17 protein-coding genes are annotated in these 15,631 nt (G+C 71.1%); 10 read left to right on the forward strand and 7 right to left on the reverse strand.

Features of this window, described 5'->3' with window-relative positions; genetic code table 11:
• Positions 1-68 precede the first annotated feature (68 nt).
• Positions 69-440 carry a colicin immunity protein gene (locus BWR60_RS26100; RefSeq protein ID WP_088154484.1) on the reverse strand — a complete coding sequence of 124 codons (372 nt, stop codon included), beginning with the start codon at positions 438-440 and terminating at the stop codon, positions 69-71.
• A 70-nt stretch (positions 441-510) separates the two neighbouring features.
• Positions 511-1,188, reverse strand: coding sequence for a transposase (locus BWR60_RS26105; RefSeq protein ID WP_088154486.1), 678 nt, complete (start codon positions 1,186-1,188; stop codon positions 511-513).
• A 213-nt stretch (positions 1,189-1,401) separates the two neighbouring features.
• Between BWR60_RS26105 and BWR60_RS26110 the strand changes: the two genes are divergently transcribed.
• From BWR60_RS26110 to BWR60_RS26135, 6 genes are all read left to right on the forward strand, one after another.
• Positions 1,402-1,710: a type II toxin-antitoxin system RelB/DinJ family antitoxin gene (locus tag BWR60_RS26110; protein ID WP_088154488.1), complete on the forward strand. Its 309-nt coding sequence runs from the start codon at positions 1,402-1,404 to the stop codon at positions 1,708-1,710.
• Positions 1,707-2,003, forward strand: a complete 297-nt coding sequence (locus tag BWR60_RS26115; RefSeq protein ID WP_088154490.1) for a type II toxin-antitoxin system RelE/ParE family toxin — start codon at positions 1,707-1,709, stop codon at positions 2,001-2,003. Before BWR60_RS26110 ends, BWR60_RS26115 begins: the two co-directional genes overlap by 4 nt.
• Positions 2,004-2,208: 205 nt before the next feature.
• Positions 2,209-3,798 (forward strand): PBSX family phage terminase large subunit, encoded by a 1,590-nt coding sequence (locus BWR60_RS26120; RefSeq protein ID WP_218823691.1) that lies wholly within the window; start codon positions 2,209-2,211, stop codon positions 3,796-3,798.
• A gap of 104 nt (positions 3,799-3,902) precedes the next feature.
• Positions 3,903-5,108, forward strand: a complete 1,206-nt coding sequence (locus BWR60_RS26125) for an ABC transporter substrate-binding protein (RefSeq protein ID WP_088154492.1) — start codon at positions 3,903-3,905, stop codon at positions 5,106-5,108.
• A 117-nt stretch (positions 5,109-5,225) separates the two neighbouring features.
• Complete coding sequence (locus BWR60_RS26130) at positions 5,226-5,867, forward strand: LysE family translocator (RefSeq protein ID WP_088154495.1); 642 nt, start codon at positions 5,226-5,228, stop codon at positions 5,865-5,867.
• Between the two features lie 19 nt (positions 5,868-5,886).
• Positions 5,887-6,750: an EamA family transporter gene (locus BWR60_RS26135; RefSeq protein WP_088154497.1), complete on the forward strand. Its 864-nt coding sequence runs from the start codon at positions 5,887-5,889 to the stop codon at positions 6,748-6,750.
• Here the strand turns inward: BWR60_RS26135 and xylB are convergent, their stop codons facing one another.
• Positions 6,751-8,211: a xylulokinase gene (gene xylB / locus BWR60_RS26140; protein WP_088154499.1), complete on the reverse strand. Its 1,461-nt coding sequence runs from the start codon at positions 8,209-8,211 to the stop codon at positions 6,751-6,753. It abuts the gene before it with no gap.
• A gap of 421 nt (positions 8,212-8,632) precedes the next feature.
• Here xylB and BWR60_RS38755 point away from each other — a divergent pair, with 421 nt between their 5' ends.
• From BWR60_RS38755 to BWR60_RS26155, 3 genes are read left to right on the forward strand one after another with little or no spacing between them, the layout of a single operon-like run.
• Positions 8,633-9,607 carry a zinc-dependent alcohol dehydrogenase gene (locus tag BWR60_RS38755; protein ID WP_088154500.1) on the forward strand — a complete coding sequence of 325 codons (975 nt, stop codon included), beginning with the start codon at positions 8,633-8,635 and terminating at the stop codon, positions 9,605-9,607.
• Positions 9,608-9,609: 2 nt separating this feature from the next.
• On the forward strand, positions 9,610-10,014 hold the full coding sequence (locus tag BWR60_RS26150; protein ID WP_088154502.1) for a 6-pyruvoyl trahydropterin synthase family protein: 405 nt from the start codon (positions 9,610-9,612) through the stop codon (positions 10,012-10,014).
• Positions 10,011-11,054: a glycosyltransferase family 4 protein gene (locus BWR60_RS26155; protein ID WP_088154504.1), complete on the forward strand. Its 1,044-nt coding sequence runs from the start codon at positions 10,011-10,013 to the stop codon at positions 11,052-11,054. The genes BWR60_RS26150 and BWR60_RS26155 overlap by 4 nt, the downstream gene beginning before the upstream one ends.
• A gap of 296 nt (positions 11,055-11,350) precedes the next feature.
• On the opposite strand, the gene BWR60_RS26160 is transcribed toward BWR60_RS26155, so the two are convergent.
• From BWR60_RS26160 to BWR60_RS26170, 3 genes are read right to left on the reverse strand one after another with little or no spacing between them, the layout of a single operon-like run.
• Entirely contained in the window at positions 11,351-12,106 is a 756-nt protein-coding gene (locus BWR60_RS26160) for a RibD family protein (protein WP_088154506.1), read from the reverse strand.
• Complete coding sequence (locus BWR60_RS26165; protein WP_088154508.1) at positions 12,103-12,867, reverse strand: FkbM family methyltransferase; 765 nt, start codon at positions 12,865-12,867, stop codon at positions 12,103-12,105. Before BWR60_RS26165 ends, BWR60_RS26160 begins: the two co-directional genes overlap by 4 nt.
• Positions 12,864-13,607, reverse strand: coding sequence for a CDP-alcohol phosphatidyltransferase family protein (locus BWR60_RS26170; RefSeq protein WP_088154516.1), 744 nt, complete (start codon positions 13,605-13,607; stop codon positions 12,864-12,866). Before BWR60_RS26170 ends, BWR60_RS26165 begins: the two co-directional genes overlap by 4 nt.
• A gap of 138 nt (positions 13,608-13,745) precedes the next feature.
• On the opposite strand from BWR60_RS26170, the gene BWR60_RS26175 reads away from it, so the two are divergent.
• Entirely contained in the window at positions 13,746-14,735 is a 990-nt protein-coding gene (locus tag BWR60_RS26175) for a 2-hydroxyacid dehydrogenase (protein ID WP_088154510.1), read from the forward strand.
• Between the two features lie 188 nt (positions 14,736-14,923).
• On the opposite strand, the gene BWR60_RS26180 is transcribed toward BWR60_RS26175, so the two are convergent.
• Positions 14,924-15,631 (reverse strand): DUF533 domain-containing protein (locus tag BWR60_RS26180; protein ID WP_179221951.1); only part of this gene is annotated, 708 nt, incomplete at its 5' end.

Below are 15,631 nucleotides of genomic sequence, written 5' to 3' on the forward strand. Positions count from 1 at the left end.
TTCAGGCAATTCGTGCACTGTCACCGAATTAAATTTATCCAGATTGCGTCCAGAAAAAGGACTCATTTTCACATAAATTCATCACCATTTTTAACATATGTTTCGATGGCTATGTCTATGTCTTCGACTGTCAGAATAAATACATCGTGGCCAAGCCGATGTTCTTCTTTTATAAATTTATAAGCTTGTTTGTTTGTTATGTTAATTCCTTCGGAGGTGGATAAATTCTTAGGTCGAGCGTTCCATATGCAGTCTAATCGTGGTTCAAGGCCAGGATTGCGCCAAATTCCGCCCTCGATCATGAGTGCAACAAGATTCTTTTCTATCAACGACTGACACACATCAAGGGCAGCTTGAGGCGTCAGCGTCATAACATAATTTCCCTCGAGGTCGAAAAAATCCTGAGCTCTGTCGTAGAGTATCGAACGTGGGCCCTTCATCGGGTGTCCTCCATCGACATCTTAGGTTGGCGTCGCAAATTTCACATTCGATTTGAATTACGGTGACGAATTACGGTGACAGTGCACTTTTAGCAGGCTTCCGCCCGCGTCTGGCGGGGGCGAGCGACCGGCCGCTCTCGCCTTCGAGCCGGTCGAGGAAGTCGCGGCCGCCGAGCGGCCGGCCGATCTGCTCTGCCCGCCGCAGCCGCGCCGACGCCGCCTCGTCCTCGCCGGCGGCAAGGATCGCGGCGAAATCGGGATAGCGCGACAGCACGGGCTCCACGGTCGTCAGGCCATCCGCCCCGGTCCGGCCGAGATGGACCGGCGCGCTGGACCAGGGCCAGTCCGCCGCCCGTTCCACCAGCCCGGCCCGCACCGGGTTGAGCGCGACATAGCGCAGCGCGGCCCCGAGATGCGCCTCGTCCATCGCGACGCAGCCGAAACGGCCCTGCCAGAAATGGCCGCTGCGCCCGAGCCGAGTGTGGATATGGCCGGCATAGTACCGATGCACCGGCGCCAGCGCCCGGCGGAGGCCGTCCGGGTCGCTCGGCACCAGGACCAGATGAACGTGGTTGGGCATCAGCACCCAGGACCAGACCTCGACCTCCGCCGCCGCGCAATGGTGGGCGAGCAGGTCGCGGTAGAGCGCGTAATCCGCGTCGCAGAAGAAGGTCTGTCCCCGCCCGTTGCCGCGCTGGGTGACATGGTGGGGAAGCCCCGGAAACACCGCGCGCGCCAGCCGGGCCATGTCTCCTCCCATGCGACAGGTATCTCGGCGGCCAGCATCGCACTCAATTAATGCACTGTCACTGAGTTCAAGTGTTCAATTTATGCGCGGCTGCCGAATTTTGCAATTAGTGCACTGTCACCGAATTAAATGCCGCCGAGGCTCGGCTGAAGCTCCGGCTCTCTTGATTTGTAATGCGATTGCATTACATTGGATCGAGACAGGAGGCGTGAGATGGCTGCGAGCGCATTGATCCAGACCCGCATCGACCCCGCGCTGAGGGACAAGGCATCCGTCGTGCTGGCTCAGATGGGCCTTACCGTCTCCGACGCGGTCCGGATGCTGTTGACCCGGGTGGCGAACGAGGGCGCTTTGCCCGCCGGACTCGCGGTGGATCCGGCGACCTATGACGCCTGGGTGCGGGCCAAGGTGCAGGAGGCCCTCGACGATCCTCGGCCGGACATCCCGCATGACGAGATCGAGGCCAGATTCGCGGCCAGGCGCGCCGCGACGCGACGCAAGCTGGCCCCGGGCCAGTCTTGAGGCTGAGCTGGCGTCCGGCCGCAGAGGCCGATCGTCTCGCCATCTACGACCACATCGAGGCCAGCAACCCGCGCGCGGCCGAGCGCGTCGATGAGCGAATATCGGCCCGGGTCTCGTCTCTGCGCCAGATGCCGCAGAGCGGGCGGCCCGGACGGGTAGAGGGCACCCGGGAGCTCACCGTCAGCCGAACTCCCTATGTCGTGATCTATCGCATCGAGGAGGACACGGTGCAGATCCTGCGCATCCTCCATAGCGCGCGCGAATGGTCAGCGGGTCTGATCGGCGATCGATAGCGCGTGGGCCGACCACAGCAGCTTCAGCCGGGAGTTCAGGTCGAAGGCAGTGAGGCGATCCCGGCAGGCTGGATGGCGCGCGCCCTCGGTTACGTTCCCTTTTTGTTCTTGACATGAAGCCGCGTCGAACCCCATAATCCAGGCAGAGTCGAAGAGTTGCGCCCGCCCGGCCCCGCCGCGGCGGGCTTTTTCGTGGGAGGCCGGGATGGCGCTGGAGGAGAGCGACGACGATTTTGCCGAGCGCTTCGTCAGCCACGGCGATGCGGCCCGGGCGGCTCGTGAGACGGGCCTCTCGGAAAAGAGCGCCAAGGCCCTCGGCTGCCGCAAGCTGCACGAGCCGAGGATCCTGGCGGCCTGCCTGATGAAGGTGGTCGAGAGGGTGGCCACGGGGCAGAGGCTGGAGGGGCGGGTGGGGCGCCGGCTGCGCAAGGTGGCCCCGGACTGCCTGGCGAAGGGCAGGAACGAGCACGGCATCGACGGCCTGCCCACCGTCGAGGCGGCGTACCGGCAGTTCCGGCTCGCCCTCGGGCTGGACCGTGTGCCGGCCGGACAGGCCGGGGCCAGGGTCGCCCCGCAGGCGACGCTCGCCCCGCCGCCGCTCAGGCTGCCGCGCCGGTTCAAGCGCCTGGCGAAGGCGTCGCGCTACAAGGCGCTGCATGGCGGCCGCGGCTCCGGCAAGTCGCATGTCCTCGCCGAGCTGCTGGTGCGGCGCTGCTTCGACCGGCCGACCCGGGCGGTGTGCATCCGCGAGGTGCAGCGCTCGCTCGACCAGTCGGTCAAGCGGCTGCTCGAGGACAAGATCCAGGCGCTCGGCCTCGGCCCCGCCTTCACCGTCCAGGCCGACCGCATCCTCTGCCCGGAGGACGGCCGCATCATCTTCCAGGGCATGCAGAACCACACCGCCGAGAGCATCAAGTCGCTGGAGGGCTACGACATCGCCTGGGTCGAGGAGGCGCAGTCCCTGTCCCGGCGCAGCCTCGACCTGCTGCGCCCGACCCTGCGCAAGCCGGGGTCGGAGCTGTGGTTCTCCTGGAACCCGACCCGGCCGGACGACCCGGTGGACCAGCTGTTCCGCACCGGCCGGTCGCCGCCGCGCACCACGCTGATCCAGGCCAACTGGACCGCCAATCCGCATTTCCCGAAGGTGCTGAAGGCCGAGCTGGAATGGGACCGCGACCGCGACCCGGACAAGTTCCAGCATGTCTGGCTCGGCGGCTACCAGCGGGCCAGCGAGGCGCGGGTGTTCCACAACTGGCGGGTCGAGGCGTTCGAGGCCCCGGCCGATGCCCGCTTCCTGCTCGGCGCCGATTGGGGCTTCGCCCGCGACCCGACCGTGCTGCTGCGCTGCTTCCTGGTCGGCCGCACGCTGCATGTCGACCACGAGGCCTATCGCGTCGGCTGCGAGATCGACCGCACCCCGGCGCTGTTCGATACCGTGCCGGCGGCGCGCGACTGGCCGATCGTCGCCGACGGCGCCCGGCCGGAGACCATCAGCTACCTGCAGCGCCACGGCTTCCCGCGGCTGCGGGCGGCGCAGAAGGGGCCGGGGTCGGTCAGGGAGGGCGTCGAGTTCCTGAAGAGCTGCGACATCCTGGTGCATCCGCGCTGCCGCCACCTGATCGACGAGCTGGCGCTGTACAGCTGGCGCACCGACCCGCGCACCGGCGACATCCTGCCGGTGCTGGAGGACCGCGAGAACCACGCCATCGACGCGCTGCGCTACGCCCTGGAGGGCCAGCGCCACAGCACCTATGACGCCAGCCTCAGCTGGGTCGGCAGCGGGCTGCGCTGGTGACCGGACGGCGGCGGGCGGGAGGGCGGTGCCCGCCCTCGCTTGTCGCTGCGACAGCTTTCCTGCCATCATCCCTGCAACGACAACATGCATCTCGGGGGGAGACGATGAAGCTTCGCGTCCTGGCGCTCGGCCTGCTGGCGGCCGGCATCCTGTCCTCCGGCGGCGCCGCCGCCCAGACGGCCGTCAAGGTCGGCGTGCTCAACGACCGCTCCGGCGTCTATGCCGACATCACCGGCCAGGGCTCGGTGGTCGCGGCGCAGATGGCGGCGGAGGACTACGCCGCCATCGACAAGGGGGTGACGGTCGAGATCGTCTCCGCCGACCACCAGAACAAGCCCGATATCGGCTCCAACATCGCCCGGCAGTGGTACGACCAGGACGGCGTCGACGCCATCCTCGACGTGCCGACCTCCTCGGTCGCCTTCGCGGTCAGCCAGATCACCCGCGACAAGAACAAGGTCTTCCTGAATTCGGGCGCCGGCACCTCGGACCTGACCGGGGCGCAATGCTCGCCCAACACGGTGCACTGGACCTACGACACCTGGGCCCTGGCCCATGGCACGGCGGCGGCGCTGATCGCCCAGGGCGACGACTCCTGGTTCTTCATCACCGCCGACTACGCCTTCGGCCATGCGCTGGAGCGCGACGCCAGCGCCCTGGTCAAGGCCCAGGGCGGCAGGGTGGTCGGCTCGGTGCTGCACCCGTTCCCGGGGCAGGATTTCGCCTCCTTCCTGCTGCAGGCCCAGGCCTCGGGCGCCAAGGTGGTGGCCTTCGCCAATGCCGGCGGCGACACCATCAACGCCATCAAGCAGGCGGCGGAGTTCGGGCTGCAGGCCGGCGGCCAGAAGCTGGCCGGCCTGCTGACCACGATCCGCGACGTCAAGACCCTCGGCCTGCCGGCGGCGCAGGGGCTGATGATGACCGAGGCCTTCTACTGGGACATGAATGACGGCACCCGCGCCTTCTCCAGGCGCTTCGCCGAGCGCATGGACGGCCAGATGCCCAGCATGATCCAGGCCGGCGTCTATGCCGCGCTGACGCATTACCTGAAGGCGGTCTCGGCCACCAAGGGCAAGGACCCGGCGGCGGTGATGGCCTGGATGAAGGCCAACCCGACCGACGACCCGCTGTTCGGCCAGGGCCGGATCCGCGCCGACGGCCGCCACATCCACCCGATGTACCTGTTCCAGGTCAAGGCGCCGGCCGAATCCAAGGGCGACTGGGACCTCTACAATCTCCGCGCCACCATCCCGGCCGACCAGGCCTTCCGCCCCGAGGCCGAGGGCGGCTGCCCGCTGGTGAAGGGGTGAGGGGGCGGCCATCCGGCGTTGTCGACGGATGAATCTTGCTCTCCGAGCAATCTTCCGATTGCCGGGACGCGAGGCGGGCCGCGATGCTCGGCGGCGTCGCATCCGAGGACACCGTCGATGATCGTCAGCCCCACCGGCCTGGCCGGGCTCGCCCTGATCGCCCTGGGCATGGTCTGCACCCCCGGGCCGAACATGATCTACCTGCTGTCGCGCTCGATCCTGCAGGGCCGGCTGGCCGGGGCGATCTCGCTGGCCGGGGTGGTGCTGGGCCTGCTCTGCTACATGCTGGCCTCGGCGATCGGCCTCACCGCGCTGATGCTGGCGGTGCCGCTGGCCTATGAGGCGGTGAAGCTGGCCGGCGCCGGCTACCTGCTGTGGATGGCGTGGAATTCGGTGCGGCCGGGCGCCGGGTCGCCGCTGCGGCCGCGCCGCGACCTCAAGCCCGACCGGCCGCGCAAGCTGTTCGCCATGGGGGCCCTGACCGCGCTCCTGAACCCGAAGATCGCGATCTTCTACGTCTCGCTGCTGCCGCAGTTCATCGCCCCGGAGCGCGGCCATGTGCTGGCGCAGAGCGTGGTGCTGGGCGCCACCCAGGTGGCGATCAGCTTCAGCGTCAACCTGCTGATCGTGCTGGCGGCCGGCGGCATCTCCGCCTGGTTCGCGACGCGGCCGACCTGGCTGCAGGTGCAGCGCTGGGTGATGGGCAGCCTGCTGGCCGGCTTCGCCGTGCGGCTGGCTTTCGACAAGCGCCCGGTCTGACCTTCGCTATAGTGCCGGCATGGCGACCGAATCCAATGATGCATCGGCCACCACCGGGGGCGTCGCCGCCGCCGCGCTGATGGCGGTCGGCTCGATGACCCTGGTGCAGCTCGGCGCCGCCTTGGCCAAGCCGACGCTGGAGAGCTTCGGCCCGCTGGGCACGACCTGGCTGCGGCTGGCCTGGGCGGCGGTGCTGCTGGTCGCGATCACCCGGCCAAAGGTCCTGTCCTACTCCTGGTCGCAGTGGCGCGGCGCGATCCTGCTGGGCGCGGCGATGGCCGGCATGACGCTGTGCTACTTCCAGGCGGTGAACCGCATCCCGCTGGGCCTGGCCACGGCGATCGAGTTCCTCGGGCCGCTCGGCGTCGCCGCCATCGGCATGCGCCGCGCCTGGCACGCGCTGTGGCCGGTGCTGGCCCTGGTCGGGGTGGTGCTGCTGGTGCATGACGGATCCGCCTGGACCGTCGATCCCGTCGGTGCCGGCTTCGCCCTCGCCGCCGGCCTCGGCTGGGCGGTCTACATCCTGCTGATGAAGCGGGTCGGCCAGGCCTTCGAGGGGCTGCAGGGACTGACCATGTCGATCGCGGTCGCCGCGGCGGTGGCCACGCCCTGGGGGCTGGCGGAGAGCGGCGGGCACATCCCGCCGGCGGTGCTGGGCATCACCATCGGCCTCGCCATCCTGGTGCCGCTGCTGCCCTACGCGCTGGAGATGATGGCCCTGCGGCGGATGCCGACCCGCGCCTTCGGCATCCTGATGAGCGCCGAGCCGGCGCTGGGCACGCTGATCGGCTTCGTCGTGCTCGGCCAGGCCCTCAGCCCCGCCCAGCTCGCCGGCATCGCCCTGGTCGTCGTCGCCAGCCTCGGGGCGGTGGCGGGGGAGTAGCTACCCCCGCCAGGCCGGCTTCAGCATCGGGTACAGGGCGCGGAAGCGCCGGTGCTTCTCGGCATAGCGCTCGGCCAGCGTCGCATCCGGCTCGACCACGCGGGCGGTCTGCGGCCGGGTGCAGACGGCCTCCGGCGCCTCGCCGGTGGCGGCCAGGCGGCCGAGGCGGGCGGCGCCGAAGGCCGGGCCCAGCTCGCCGCCCGCCGGGTAGTGCAGCGGCCGGTTCAGCGCCGCCGCCAGGATCCGGCCCCAGAAGGGCGACCGGGCGCCGCCGCCGATCACCGAGACCTCGCCGATCTCCGTGCCCGCATCGGTCAGCGCCGCCTGGCCGTCGGCGAAGGCGAAGGCCACGCCCTCCAGCAGGGCCCGCACCAGCTGCGGCCGGCCGGTGGCATGGGTCAGGCCGAGGAAGACGCCGGTCGCCGTCGGATCGTTGTGCGGGGTGCGCTCGCCGGACAGGTAGGGCAGGAACAAGAGGTCGCCGATATCGGGATCGGCGGCTTCGGCCTCGGCCAGCAGCTCCGGCTCGGTGCCGCCCAGCAGGCGGGCCAGCCAGGACAGGGCCGAGGCGGCGCTGAGGATCACCGACATGCGGTGCCAGGTGCCGGGCAGGCAGTGGCAGAAGGCGTGCACCGCCTCGGCCGGGTTCGGCGCGAAGCCGGCATCGGCCACGAACAGCACGCCCGAGGTGCCGAGCGACAGGAAGGCGTCGCCCGGGCGGATCACCCCGACGCCCGCCGCCCCGGCGGCGTTGTCGCCGGCCCCGCCGGCGACCACCGCATCGGCCGGCACGCCCCAGGCGGCGGCGACCTCCGGCCGCAGCGTGCCGGTGGCCTGGCTGCCCTCGAACAGCTCCGGCATGGCCGACGGCTTCAGGCCGGTGGCGGCCAGCATCGCCTCGGACCAGCGCCGGGCGCCGACATCCAGCCACAGCGTGCCGGCGGCGTCCGACATCTCCGACGCCGCGGCCCCGGTCATGCGCAGGCGCAGATAGTCCTTCGGCAGCAGCACCCGGCGGGTGCGGGCGAAGGCGTCGGGCTCATGCGCCGCCACCCACAGCAGCTTCGGCGCGGTGAAGCCGGGCATGGCCAGGTTGCCGGTGATGGCGCGGGACCGCGGCTCGCGCCGCTCCAGCTCGGCGCATTCGGCGGCGGCGCGGCCGTCATTCCACAGGATCGCCGGGCGGATCGGCCGGTCGGCGTCGTCCAGCAGCGTGGCGCCGTGCATCTGGCCGGACAGGCCGATGCCGCGCACGCCGGACAGGGCCTGGGCGTGCCGGGCCTTCAGCGCGACCACGGCCTGGTCGGTGGCGTGCCACCACTCCTCCGGGTCCTGCTCGCTCCACAGCGGGTGCGGGCGCGAGACGGCGAGCGGCACCGCCTCCTGGTCGACCACGCGCTGGTCGCCATCGACCAGCACCACCTTGACCCCCGAGGTCCCGAGATCGATGCCGAGAAACATGCCCGTCCTCCCGATTGCGGCCCCAAGCTACGGAACCCGTTCGCCGGAGACAATGCGCGAGGCGGGCTTGGCCGGGGCAATTGCTCGCAAGCGGTGCGATATCGAGCGTCTTCGCGTGGCCTCTCTCCCGCAAGCGAGGTCTTTTCATAACGCCCACCCCTTGCCGTCATTGCGAGGAGGCGAAGCCGACGAAGCAATCCAGGGGCCGGTGCGCACCGGCCCCTGGATTGCTTCGCTGCGCTCGCAATGACGGTATTGGGATTCTGAAAAGCTCCCGCAAGCGGGAGAGGCAATCGGACTATGCCCTGCCGTTGTTGAAGGCACTTCAGCGATTGCCCTGGAGGCCTGATGTTGCAGCGGTAGCCGGTTTTTCCCGTGCCGTCTGGCCAGCGGCGCCGCGCGGGCTTATTCCAGGAGCATCATGGAAGCGCGCGCCCTCTGGATCCTCAAGCCGGGCCAGGCCCGGATCGGCACCGAGACCCTGCCCGAGCCGGGGCCCGAGGAGGTGCGGGTCCGCGCCCGCTTCGGTGCCCTCAGCCGCGGCACCGAATCCCTGGTGTTCCAGGGCAAGGTGCCCCGCAGCCAGCACCAGGCGATGCGGGCGCCGTTCCAGGCCGGCGTGTTCCCCGGCCCGGTGAAGTACGGCTACATCAATGTCGGCACGGTCGAGGCCGGGCCGGACACCCTCCTGGGCCGCGACGTGTTCTGCCTCTACCCGCACCAGACCCGCTACGTCGTGCCGGCATCGGCGGTGACGCCGCTGCCCGAGGGCCTGCCGCCGGAGCGCGCGGTGCTGGCCGCGAACATGGAGACGGCGCTGAACGTCGTCTGGGACTCGGCGGCGCGGCCCGGCGACCGCATCGCCGTGGTCGGCGCCGGAATCGTCGGCGGACTCGTGGCCCGGCTGGCCGGGCGGATCCCCGGCTGCACGGTGACGCTGGTCGACACCGATCCCGGCCGGGCGGCGGTGGCCGCGGCGCTCGGGGTCGGCTTCGCCCTGCCGCCGGACGCGCCGGGCGACCAGGATCTGGTGATCCATGCCAGCGGCAGCCCCAAGGGCGCGGCCACCGCGCTCGGCCTCGCCGGGGTCGAGGCCACGGTGGTCGAGGCCAGCTGGTACGGCGACACGCCGGTGCTGCTGCCGCTGGGCGAGGCCTTCCACTCCCGCCGCCTGACCCTGCGCTCCTCCCAGGTCGGGATGGTGGCGACGGCGCAGCGGCCGCGCTGGGACTATGCAAGGCGCATGGCCAAGGCGCTGGAGCTGCTGCTCGACCCGGTGCTGGACGGGCTGGTCAGCGGCGACTGCGATTTCGACGAGCTGCCCGAGGCGCTGGCCCGGCTGGCGGCCGAACCCGCCGGCGCGCTGTGCCAGCGCATCCGCTACCCGGAGGACTAAGCATGTACACGGTTTCGGTCCGTGACCATTTCATGATCGCCCACAGCTTCCGCGGCGCCGTGTTCGGCCCGGCGCAGAAGCTGCACGGCGCCACCTATGTCGTCGACCTGGCCTTCCGCCGGGCGGAGCTGGACGCCGACGGCATCGTCGTCGATATCGGCCTGGCCTCGGAGGCGCTGAAGGCGGTGATGGGCGAGCTGAACTACCGCAACCTGGACGACGAGGCCGCCTTCGCCGGGCGCAACACCACGACCGAGGTGCTGGCCCGCACCATCTTCGACCGCATCGCCGCCCGGATCGCGGCGGGCGGGCTCGGGGCCGGCGCGGCGGCGATCGAGAGCCTGGTGGTGACCCTGCACGAATCGCATGTCGCCTGGGCCTCCTATGAGGGCCGGCTGGCGCGATGAGCCTCGCCTTCCTGCTGCCGGGCGACCCGGAGTCGCGCACCGGCGGCTACATCTACGACAAGCACATCGTCGAGGGGCTGCGGGCGCTCGGCCGGCCGGTGACGCTGCGTCGGCTGGGCGACGGTTTTCCCTTCCCGAGCCGGGCCGAGGTCGTCGAGGCCACGGCGGTGCTGCGGGGCCTGCCGGACAACGCGCTGGCCGTGGTCGACGGGCTGGCGTTCAGCGTGCTGCCGCAGCAGATGGCGGCCGAGGCGTCGCGGCTGCGGCTGGTCGCGCTGATCCACCACCCGCTGGCGTTCGAGCAGGGCCTGAGCCCGGCGCAGCGCCAGGCGCTGGAGGCGAGAGAGCGGCAGGCGCTGGCGGCGGCGCGGCGGGTGATCGTCACCAGCCCCGGCACCGCCCGCGACCTGCATGGCTACGGCGTCGAGGCCGGGCGCATCGGCGTGGTGCTGCCGGGCACCGACCCGACCCCGCCGGCCCGGGGCTCGGGCGAGGCGGCGCCGGTGCTGCTCTGCGTCGCCACGCTGACGCCGCGCAAGGGCTATCTTGACCTCGTCGCGGCGCTGGAACGCCTCGCCGGCCTGCCCTGGCGGCTGGACTGCGCCGGCAGCCTGGAGCGGGACGCGGAGCACGCCAGGGCGGTGCAGGCGGCGGTGGAGCGCGCCGGCCTGTCGGAGCGCGTCCGCTTCCTCGGCGAGATCGACGAGCCGGCGCTGCTGCGCCGCTACGACCGGTCCGACCTGTTCGTGCTGCCCTCGCATCACGAGGGCTACGGCATGGCCCTGGCCGAGGCCTCGGCCCGCGGCCTGCCGATCGTCAGCACCACCGGCGGCGCGATCCCGGACACGGTGCCGCCCGATGCCGGCATCCTGGTGCCGCCGGGCGATGTCGACGCGCTGACCAGGGCGCTGCGGGTTCTGCTGACCGATCCGGGCGCAAGGCTGCAGCTGCGCGAGGCCGGCCTGGCGGCCCGCGCCCGGCTGCCGGACTGGCCCGCCCAGGCGGCGGCGTTCGCGCATGAGCTGGATTTGGTGGGGTAGAGCAAAATGAGTCCCCCCTCCCCTTGCGGGAGGGGGGTAGGGGGAGGGGGTTTTCGACATCAGGACCGGCCCAAGGCTTTTGGTTTGGTCCCGATGGCGAACCTCTCCTTGCCCGTTCGCGCGCGGACGCGCGCAGACCCCTCCCCCTRCCCCCCTCCCGCAAGGGGAGGGGGGACTTAAAAAAACTCACGTCATCAAGGTGTGAATCCGATAGCCCGCCAGGCGGGAGAGGCAATCCGAGAAGACGCTCGACACCTCATCGGATCCTGTCGTGACCCGCTTCGATTCACCCCGCTCTACGCCGCCCCGGCCGCCCCTCGCAGATCGAAGTCGAACAGCACGTCGCTGCCCATGAGATAGGTGCGGCAGGGCGGGCGCAGGGCCTGGTCGAGATGGGCGATCTCCGGCAGGCGCAGGCCGCCCTTGCCGGAGCCGATGATCAGCGGCGCCACCGCGACATGCAGCCGGTCCAGCACCCCGGCGGCGAGGAAGCGCGACACCGTGGTGCCGCCGCCCTCGATCATCACCCGCCGCAACCCGCGCGCCGCCAGCGCGTCCAGCACCGCGGCAGGGCACGGGTCGTCCAGCCCGATGATCTCCGCCCCGCCGGCCGGCTTGCCGGCGCGGTCGGCGGAACAGAGCAGCAGCGTCGGCGCGGCGCCGTCGGTGAACAGGCCGTGGCCGGCATCGAGCCGGCGGCCGGGGTCCAGCACCACCCGCACCGGGTTCGGCCCGTCGACCCGGCGCGTGGTCAGCCGCGGGTCGTCATGGGCGACGGTGCCGGCGCCGACCAGCACCGCGTCCGCCAGCGCCCGCAGCCGGTGCAGATGGTCCAGGTTGCAGGGGCCGGTGACGTATTGCGACTGGCCGCAGCCGGTGGCGATGTGGCCGTCGATGCTCTGGCCGAGATGGGCCAGCACGAAGCGGCCCTCGGCCTCGGCGAAGGGCCGCAGCAGCTCGATCCGGTCACGGGCCTCGGCGTCGGAGGGCAGCGGCGCCTCCGGCCGGCCGGCGCGGCGGTCGAGCAGCCAGATCCAGGCGGTGTCCATCATCCCTCGGTTCGCGCATAGATGTCGCCGGATCGGTCCTCCGGCGACAGAGTCAACAGCCAGGCCCGCACTTCGTGCCCCTCCCGCCAGTTCGGCCACAGGAAGCGGCCGGTTTCGCCGACCGAGACCTGGAAGCGGCAGCGGCCCATCGCCCCGATGCGGCCCAGCGCCTCGATCCGGTCGAGGGCGGCGAGGGTCGCCGGCAGCGCCGCCGGGACGTATTCGACCGACAGGCAGGGCAGGGGGCGCGACAGCCCGGCCAGCACCTCGGCCTCGAAGCCCTCGACATCGATCTTGCAGAAGGCGGGGACGCCGAAGCGATCGATCAGTGCGTCCAGCGTCGTCACCGGCACCTCGGCCCGCCGGTCCCAGCGGATCGAGGCGAAGCCGTCCGCCCGCGACACCGTCTCGATCCAGCCGGGCGACAGGCTGGCCACGGTCGGGTTGCGGCTGCTGAGATGCAGGGTGGCGGTGCCGGGGGCGGCGCCGACCGCGCTTTCGACCAGTGTGATGCCGGGATGGCCGCGGAAGCTGCGGCGCAGCAGCCGAGCCAGGTCGGGCTGCGGCTCCAGCGCCACCACCCGGGCGCCGAGCCCGGCCCAGCACAGGCTGCGGTTGCCGACATGGGCGCCGATGTCGAAGCACAGGTCGCCGGGGCGGATCAGGGTCGAGAAGAAGCGCCGGAAGCGGGCGGAGCGCCCCGGAATGCCGCGGTAGATGGCGAGGGACCGGGCGATGCCGGTGGCGCGGGTTATCGCGTTCATGCGACCAGGCGCCGCTGCTGCCGCCACAGCCACACGATGTCGCGGCCGAAGGACCAGGACAGCGCTGCCAGGGCGCCGGCCGCCAGAGTGGCGGCGAGGGCATGCGGCACCAGGGGCGCCAGGCAGGCGATCAGCACCAGGATCTGGATCACGCAGACGGCCTTGCGGGCGAAGCTGTCCGGCACCGGTCCGCGCAGCCAGGGCCAGGCGGCGCCCGCCAGGACGTAGAGATAGCGCATCGCCCCGATCAGCAGCACCCAGGGGCCGACCTTGCCCCATTGCCAGGCCAGCACCGACAGGACCAGGACGAAGAAGGCGTCGGCCTCCATGTCGAATCGCGCGCCGAAGCGGGAGGCCAGGCCGCTGCGCCGGGCCGCCCAGCCATCGACCCCGTCCAGCCCCAGCGCCAGCGCGGCCAGCCCGGCGACCAGCCACAGGCAGTCCTCGTCCGGCTCGGCCGTGCCCAGCAGCGCCGCGAGCAGGCAGATCAGCACGATGCGCGACAGCGTCACCGTGTTGGCGGCACCGAAGCGGCGATGCGGGGCATGGGCGGCCAGCCCGGCCAGGATCAGCGTGGCGATGCCGCAGTACAGCAGCTCCGCCCGCGCCACGAAATAAGCGCCGAGCCTGGGGTCGACGGCGAGCGGCAGGGCCAGGGCGGCGAGCGCCAGCGCCCCGGCCGCCAGCGGCCACCGCGCCTGCCGCTGCAGAATGCCGCGAAAATCGGTCTCGTCCCGCATGATCCTCCAGCCGGTCGACGGCATCATCCTACGCGACTCTTCGGCCAAACCGTGACGCAGGTCACAGTCCGGGTCTGGACAATCGCCTGTCCGGCTTGCTCTATGGGCGCAAACGGGGTTGCCGGGACTGGTTCCGCCATGGCCGAGAGAAAACGTCCGCTCGTCATCGTCACGCGCAAGCTGCCGGATGTCATCGAGACCCGGATGATGGAGCTGTTCGAGACCCGGCTGAACCATGACGACGTGGCGCTGGACCGCAACCAGCTGGCCGCCGCGATGGCCGAGGCCGATGTGCTGGTGCCGACGGTGACGGACCGGATCGACGCCGAGTTGCTGGCGAAGTCCGGGCCGCAGCTGAAGCTGATCGCCAGCTTCGGCACCGGCGTCGACCATATCGACCTGACCGCGGCCAAATCGCGCGGGCTGACCGTGACCAACACCCCCGGCGTCCTGACCGAGGACACGGCCGACATGACCATGGCCCTGATCCTGGCCGTGGCCCGCCGGCTGGCGGAGGGCGAGCGGCTGGTGCGCTCCGCGCAGTGGACCGGCTGGAGCCCGACGGGGATGCTCGGCGCGCGGCTGGGCGGCAAGCGGCTCGGCATCATCGGCATGGGCCGGATCGGCCAGGCGGTGGCGCGCCGGGCCCGCGCCTTCGGCCTGTCGGTGCACTACCACAACCGCAACCGGGTGCATCCGGAGGTGGAGGCCGAGCTGGACGCCACCTTCTGGCCCAGCCTGGACCAGATGCTGTCGCGGATGGACATCGTCTCGGTCAACTGCCCGCGGACGCCGGCGACCTTCCACCTGCTGTCGGCCCGGCGGCTGAAGCTGCTGCGCCGCGACGCGTTGATCGTCAACACCTCGCGCGGCGAGGTGATCGACGAGACGGCGCTGGCCCAGATGCTGAAGCAGGGCGAGCTGGCGGGGGCGGGGCTCGACGTGTTCGAGCGCGAGCCGAACGTCAACCCGAAGCTCCTGAAGCTGCCGAATGTGGTGCTGCTGCCGCATATGGGCTCGGCCACGCTCGAGGGCCGCATCGACATGGGGCAGAAGGTGATCGTCAACATCCGCAGCTTCGTCGACGGCCATGTGCCGCCCGACCGGGTGCTGGAGACGGAGTTTTAAGACCTGCCCTTACACCGCACGCATCGGAGCGGCCGGCGCCGCCCCCTCACCCGAAATCGCTGGCGCGATTTCGACCTCTCCCCGAGGAGAGGTGAACAAACCCTCTCCTCGGGGAGAGGGAGGGGCCCATTCGCGTTGGCGAATGGGAGGGTGAGGGGGCTCGCGCCGGGTGAAAGGCAGAAACCGGTTTAGCCCGGCTTCACCGTCTGGTGCAGCGCGGCGATGGTCTGGGCGTCGAGCTTCAGCGCCAGGGCCAGCTGCTTCAGGAAGCGGCTCTCCTCCGGCGAATCCATGGTCACGGTCAGCAGCGCCGCGGTGTAGATCTGCGCCGCCTCCTGTGGGCCGCTGATGCCCGCCGCCAGCTGCTCCGGCGTGGCCGGGCTGTTCAGCTCCTGCTCGATGAAGGCGCGCTCCTCGGCGTCCTCCTCGCCGAGCTGGCCCTGGATCGCCGCCGCCTCGTTCTGGTCGATGGTGCCGTCGGCCGCCGCCGCCGCGATCATGGTGCGCAGGATGCGATGCGCCGTGTCCTGCCCCATCAGCGGCGCCGCCTGGCCTCCGCCACCGCCGACCGAATCGGCCATGTCGAGGAAGCCGCCGCCGGATCCGCCGACGCCCGGAGCCGGGGCCGCGGCCGGTGCGGACGGAGCCGTCGGGGGCGCATCGCCCAGGCCGCCCAGCAGCCCGCCGAGTCCGCCGCCTCCGCCGCCGCGGTTCTGCAGCGCCTGCATCGCGATGGTGGCGATGACCGCCATCAGCCCGCCGCCCAGTCCTCCGCCGAGCCCGCCGCCGCTGCTCTGGGCCTGGCCGCCGCCCCCGAGCCCGGCGAGGATGCCGCCCAGGCCGCCGAGCCCGCCGCCACCGCCTCCGGCACCGCCGCCGGCGCCCAGGCCCTGCAG

Origin of the sequence: Inquilinus limosus (genome assembly GCF_002195995.1) — a bacterium.
GTDB lineage: Bacteria > Pseudomonadota > Alphaproteobacteria > DSM-16000 > Inquilinaceae > Inquilinus > Inquilinus limosus_C.

Coding starts and splice junctions, on each gene's coding strand:
- BWR60_RS26100 (WP_088154484.1), bottom strand. CDS start 440: ATGAAGGGCCCACGTTCGATACTCTACGACAGAGCTCAGGATTTTTTC.
- BWR60_RS26105 (WP_088154486.1), bottom strand. CDS start 1,188: ATGGCCCGGCTGGCGCGCGCGGTGTTTCCGGGGCTTCCCCACCATGTC.
- BWR60_RS26110 (WP_088154488.1), top strand. CDS start 1,402: ATGGCTGCGAGCGCATTGATCCAGACCCGCATCGACCCCGCGCTGAGG.
- BWR60_RS26120 (WP_218823691.1), top strand. CDS start 2,209: ATGGCGCTGGAGGAGAGCGACGACGATTTTGCCGAGCGCTTCGTCAGC.
- BWR60_RS26125 (WP_088154492.1), top strand. CDS start 3,903: ATGAAGCTTCGCGTCCTGGCGCTCGGCCTGCTGGCGGCCGGCATCCTG.
- BWR60_RS26130 (WP_088154495.1), top strand. CDS start 5,226: ATGATCGTCAGCCCCACCGGCCTGGCCGGGCTCGCCCTGATCGCCCTG.
- BWR60_RS26135 (WP_088154497.1), top strand. CDS start 5,887: ATGGCGACCGAATCCAATGATGCATCGGCCACCACCGGGGGCGTCGCC.
- xylB (WP_088154499.1), bottom strand. CDS start 8,211: ATGTTTCTCGGCATCGATCTCGGGACCTCGGGGGTCAAGGTGGTGCTG.
- BWR60_RS38755 (WP_088154500.1), top strand. CDS start 8,633: ATGGAAGCGCGCGCCCTCTGGATCCTCAAGCCGGGCCAGGCCCGGATC.
- BWR60_RS26150 (WP_088154502.1), top strand. CDS start 9,610: ATGTACACGGTTTCGGTCCGTGACCATTTCATGATCGCCCACAGCTTC.
- BWR60_RS26155 (WP_088154504.1), top strand. CDS start 10,011: ATGAGCCTCGCCTTCCTGCTGCCGGGCGACCCGGAGTCGCGCACCGGC.
- BWR60_RS26160 (WP_088154506.1), bottom strand. CDS start 12,106: ATGATGGACACCGCCTGGATCTGGCTGCTCGACCGCCGCGCCGGCCGG.
- BWR60_RS26165 (WP_088154508.1), bottom strand. CDS start 12,867: ATGAACGCGATAACCCGCGCCACCGGCATCGCCCGGTCCCTCGCCATC.
- BWR60_RS26170 (WP_088154516.1), bottom strand. CDS start 13,607: ATGCGGGACGAGACCGATTTTCGCGGCATTCTGCAGCGGCAGGCGCGG.
- BWR60_RS26175 (WP_088154510.1), top strand. CDS start 13,746: ATGGCCGAGAGAAAACGTCCGCTCGTCATCGTCACGCGCAAGCTGCCG.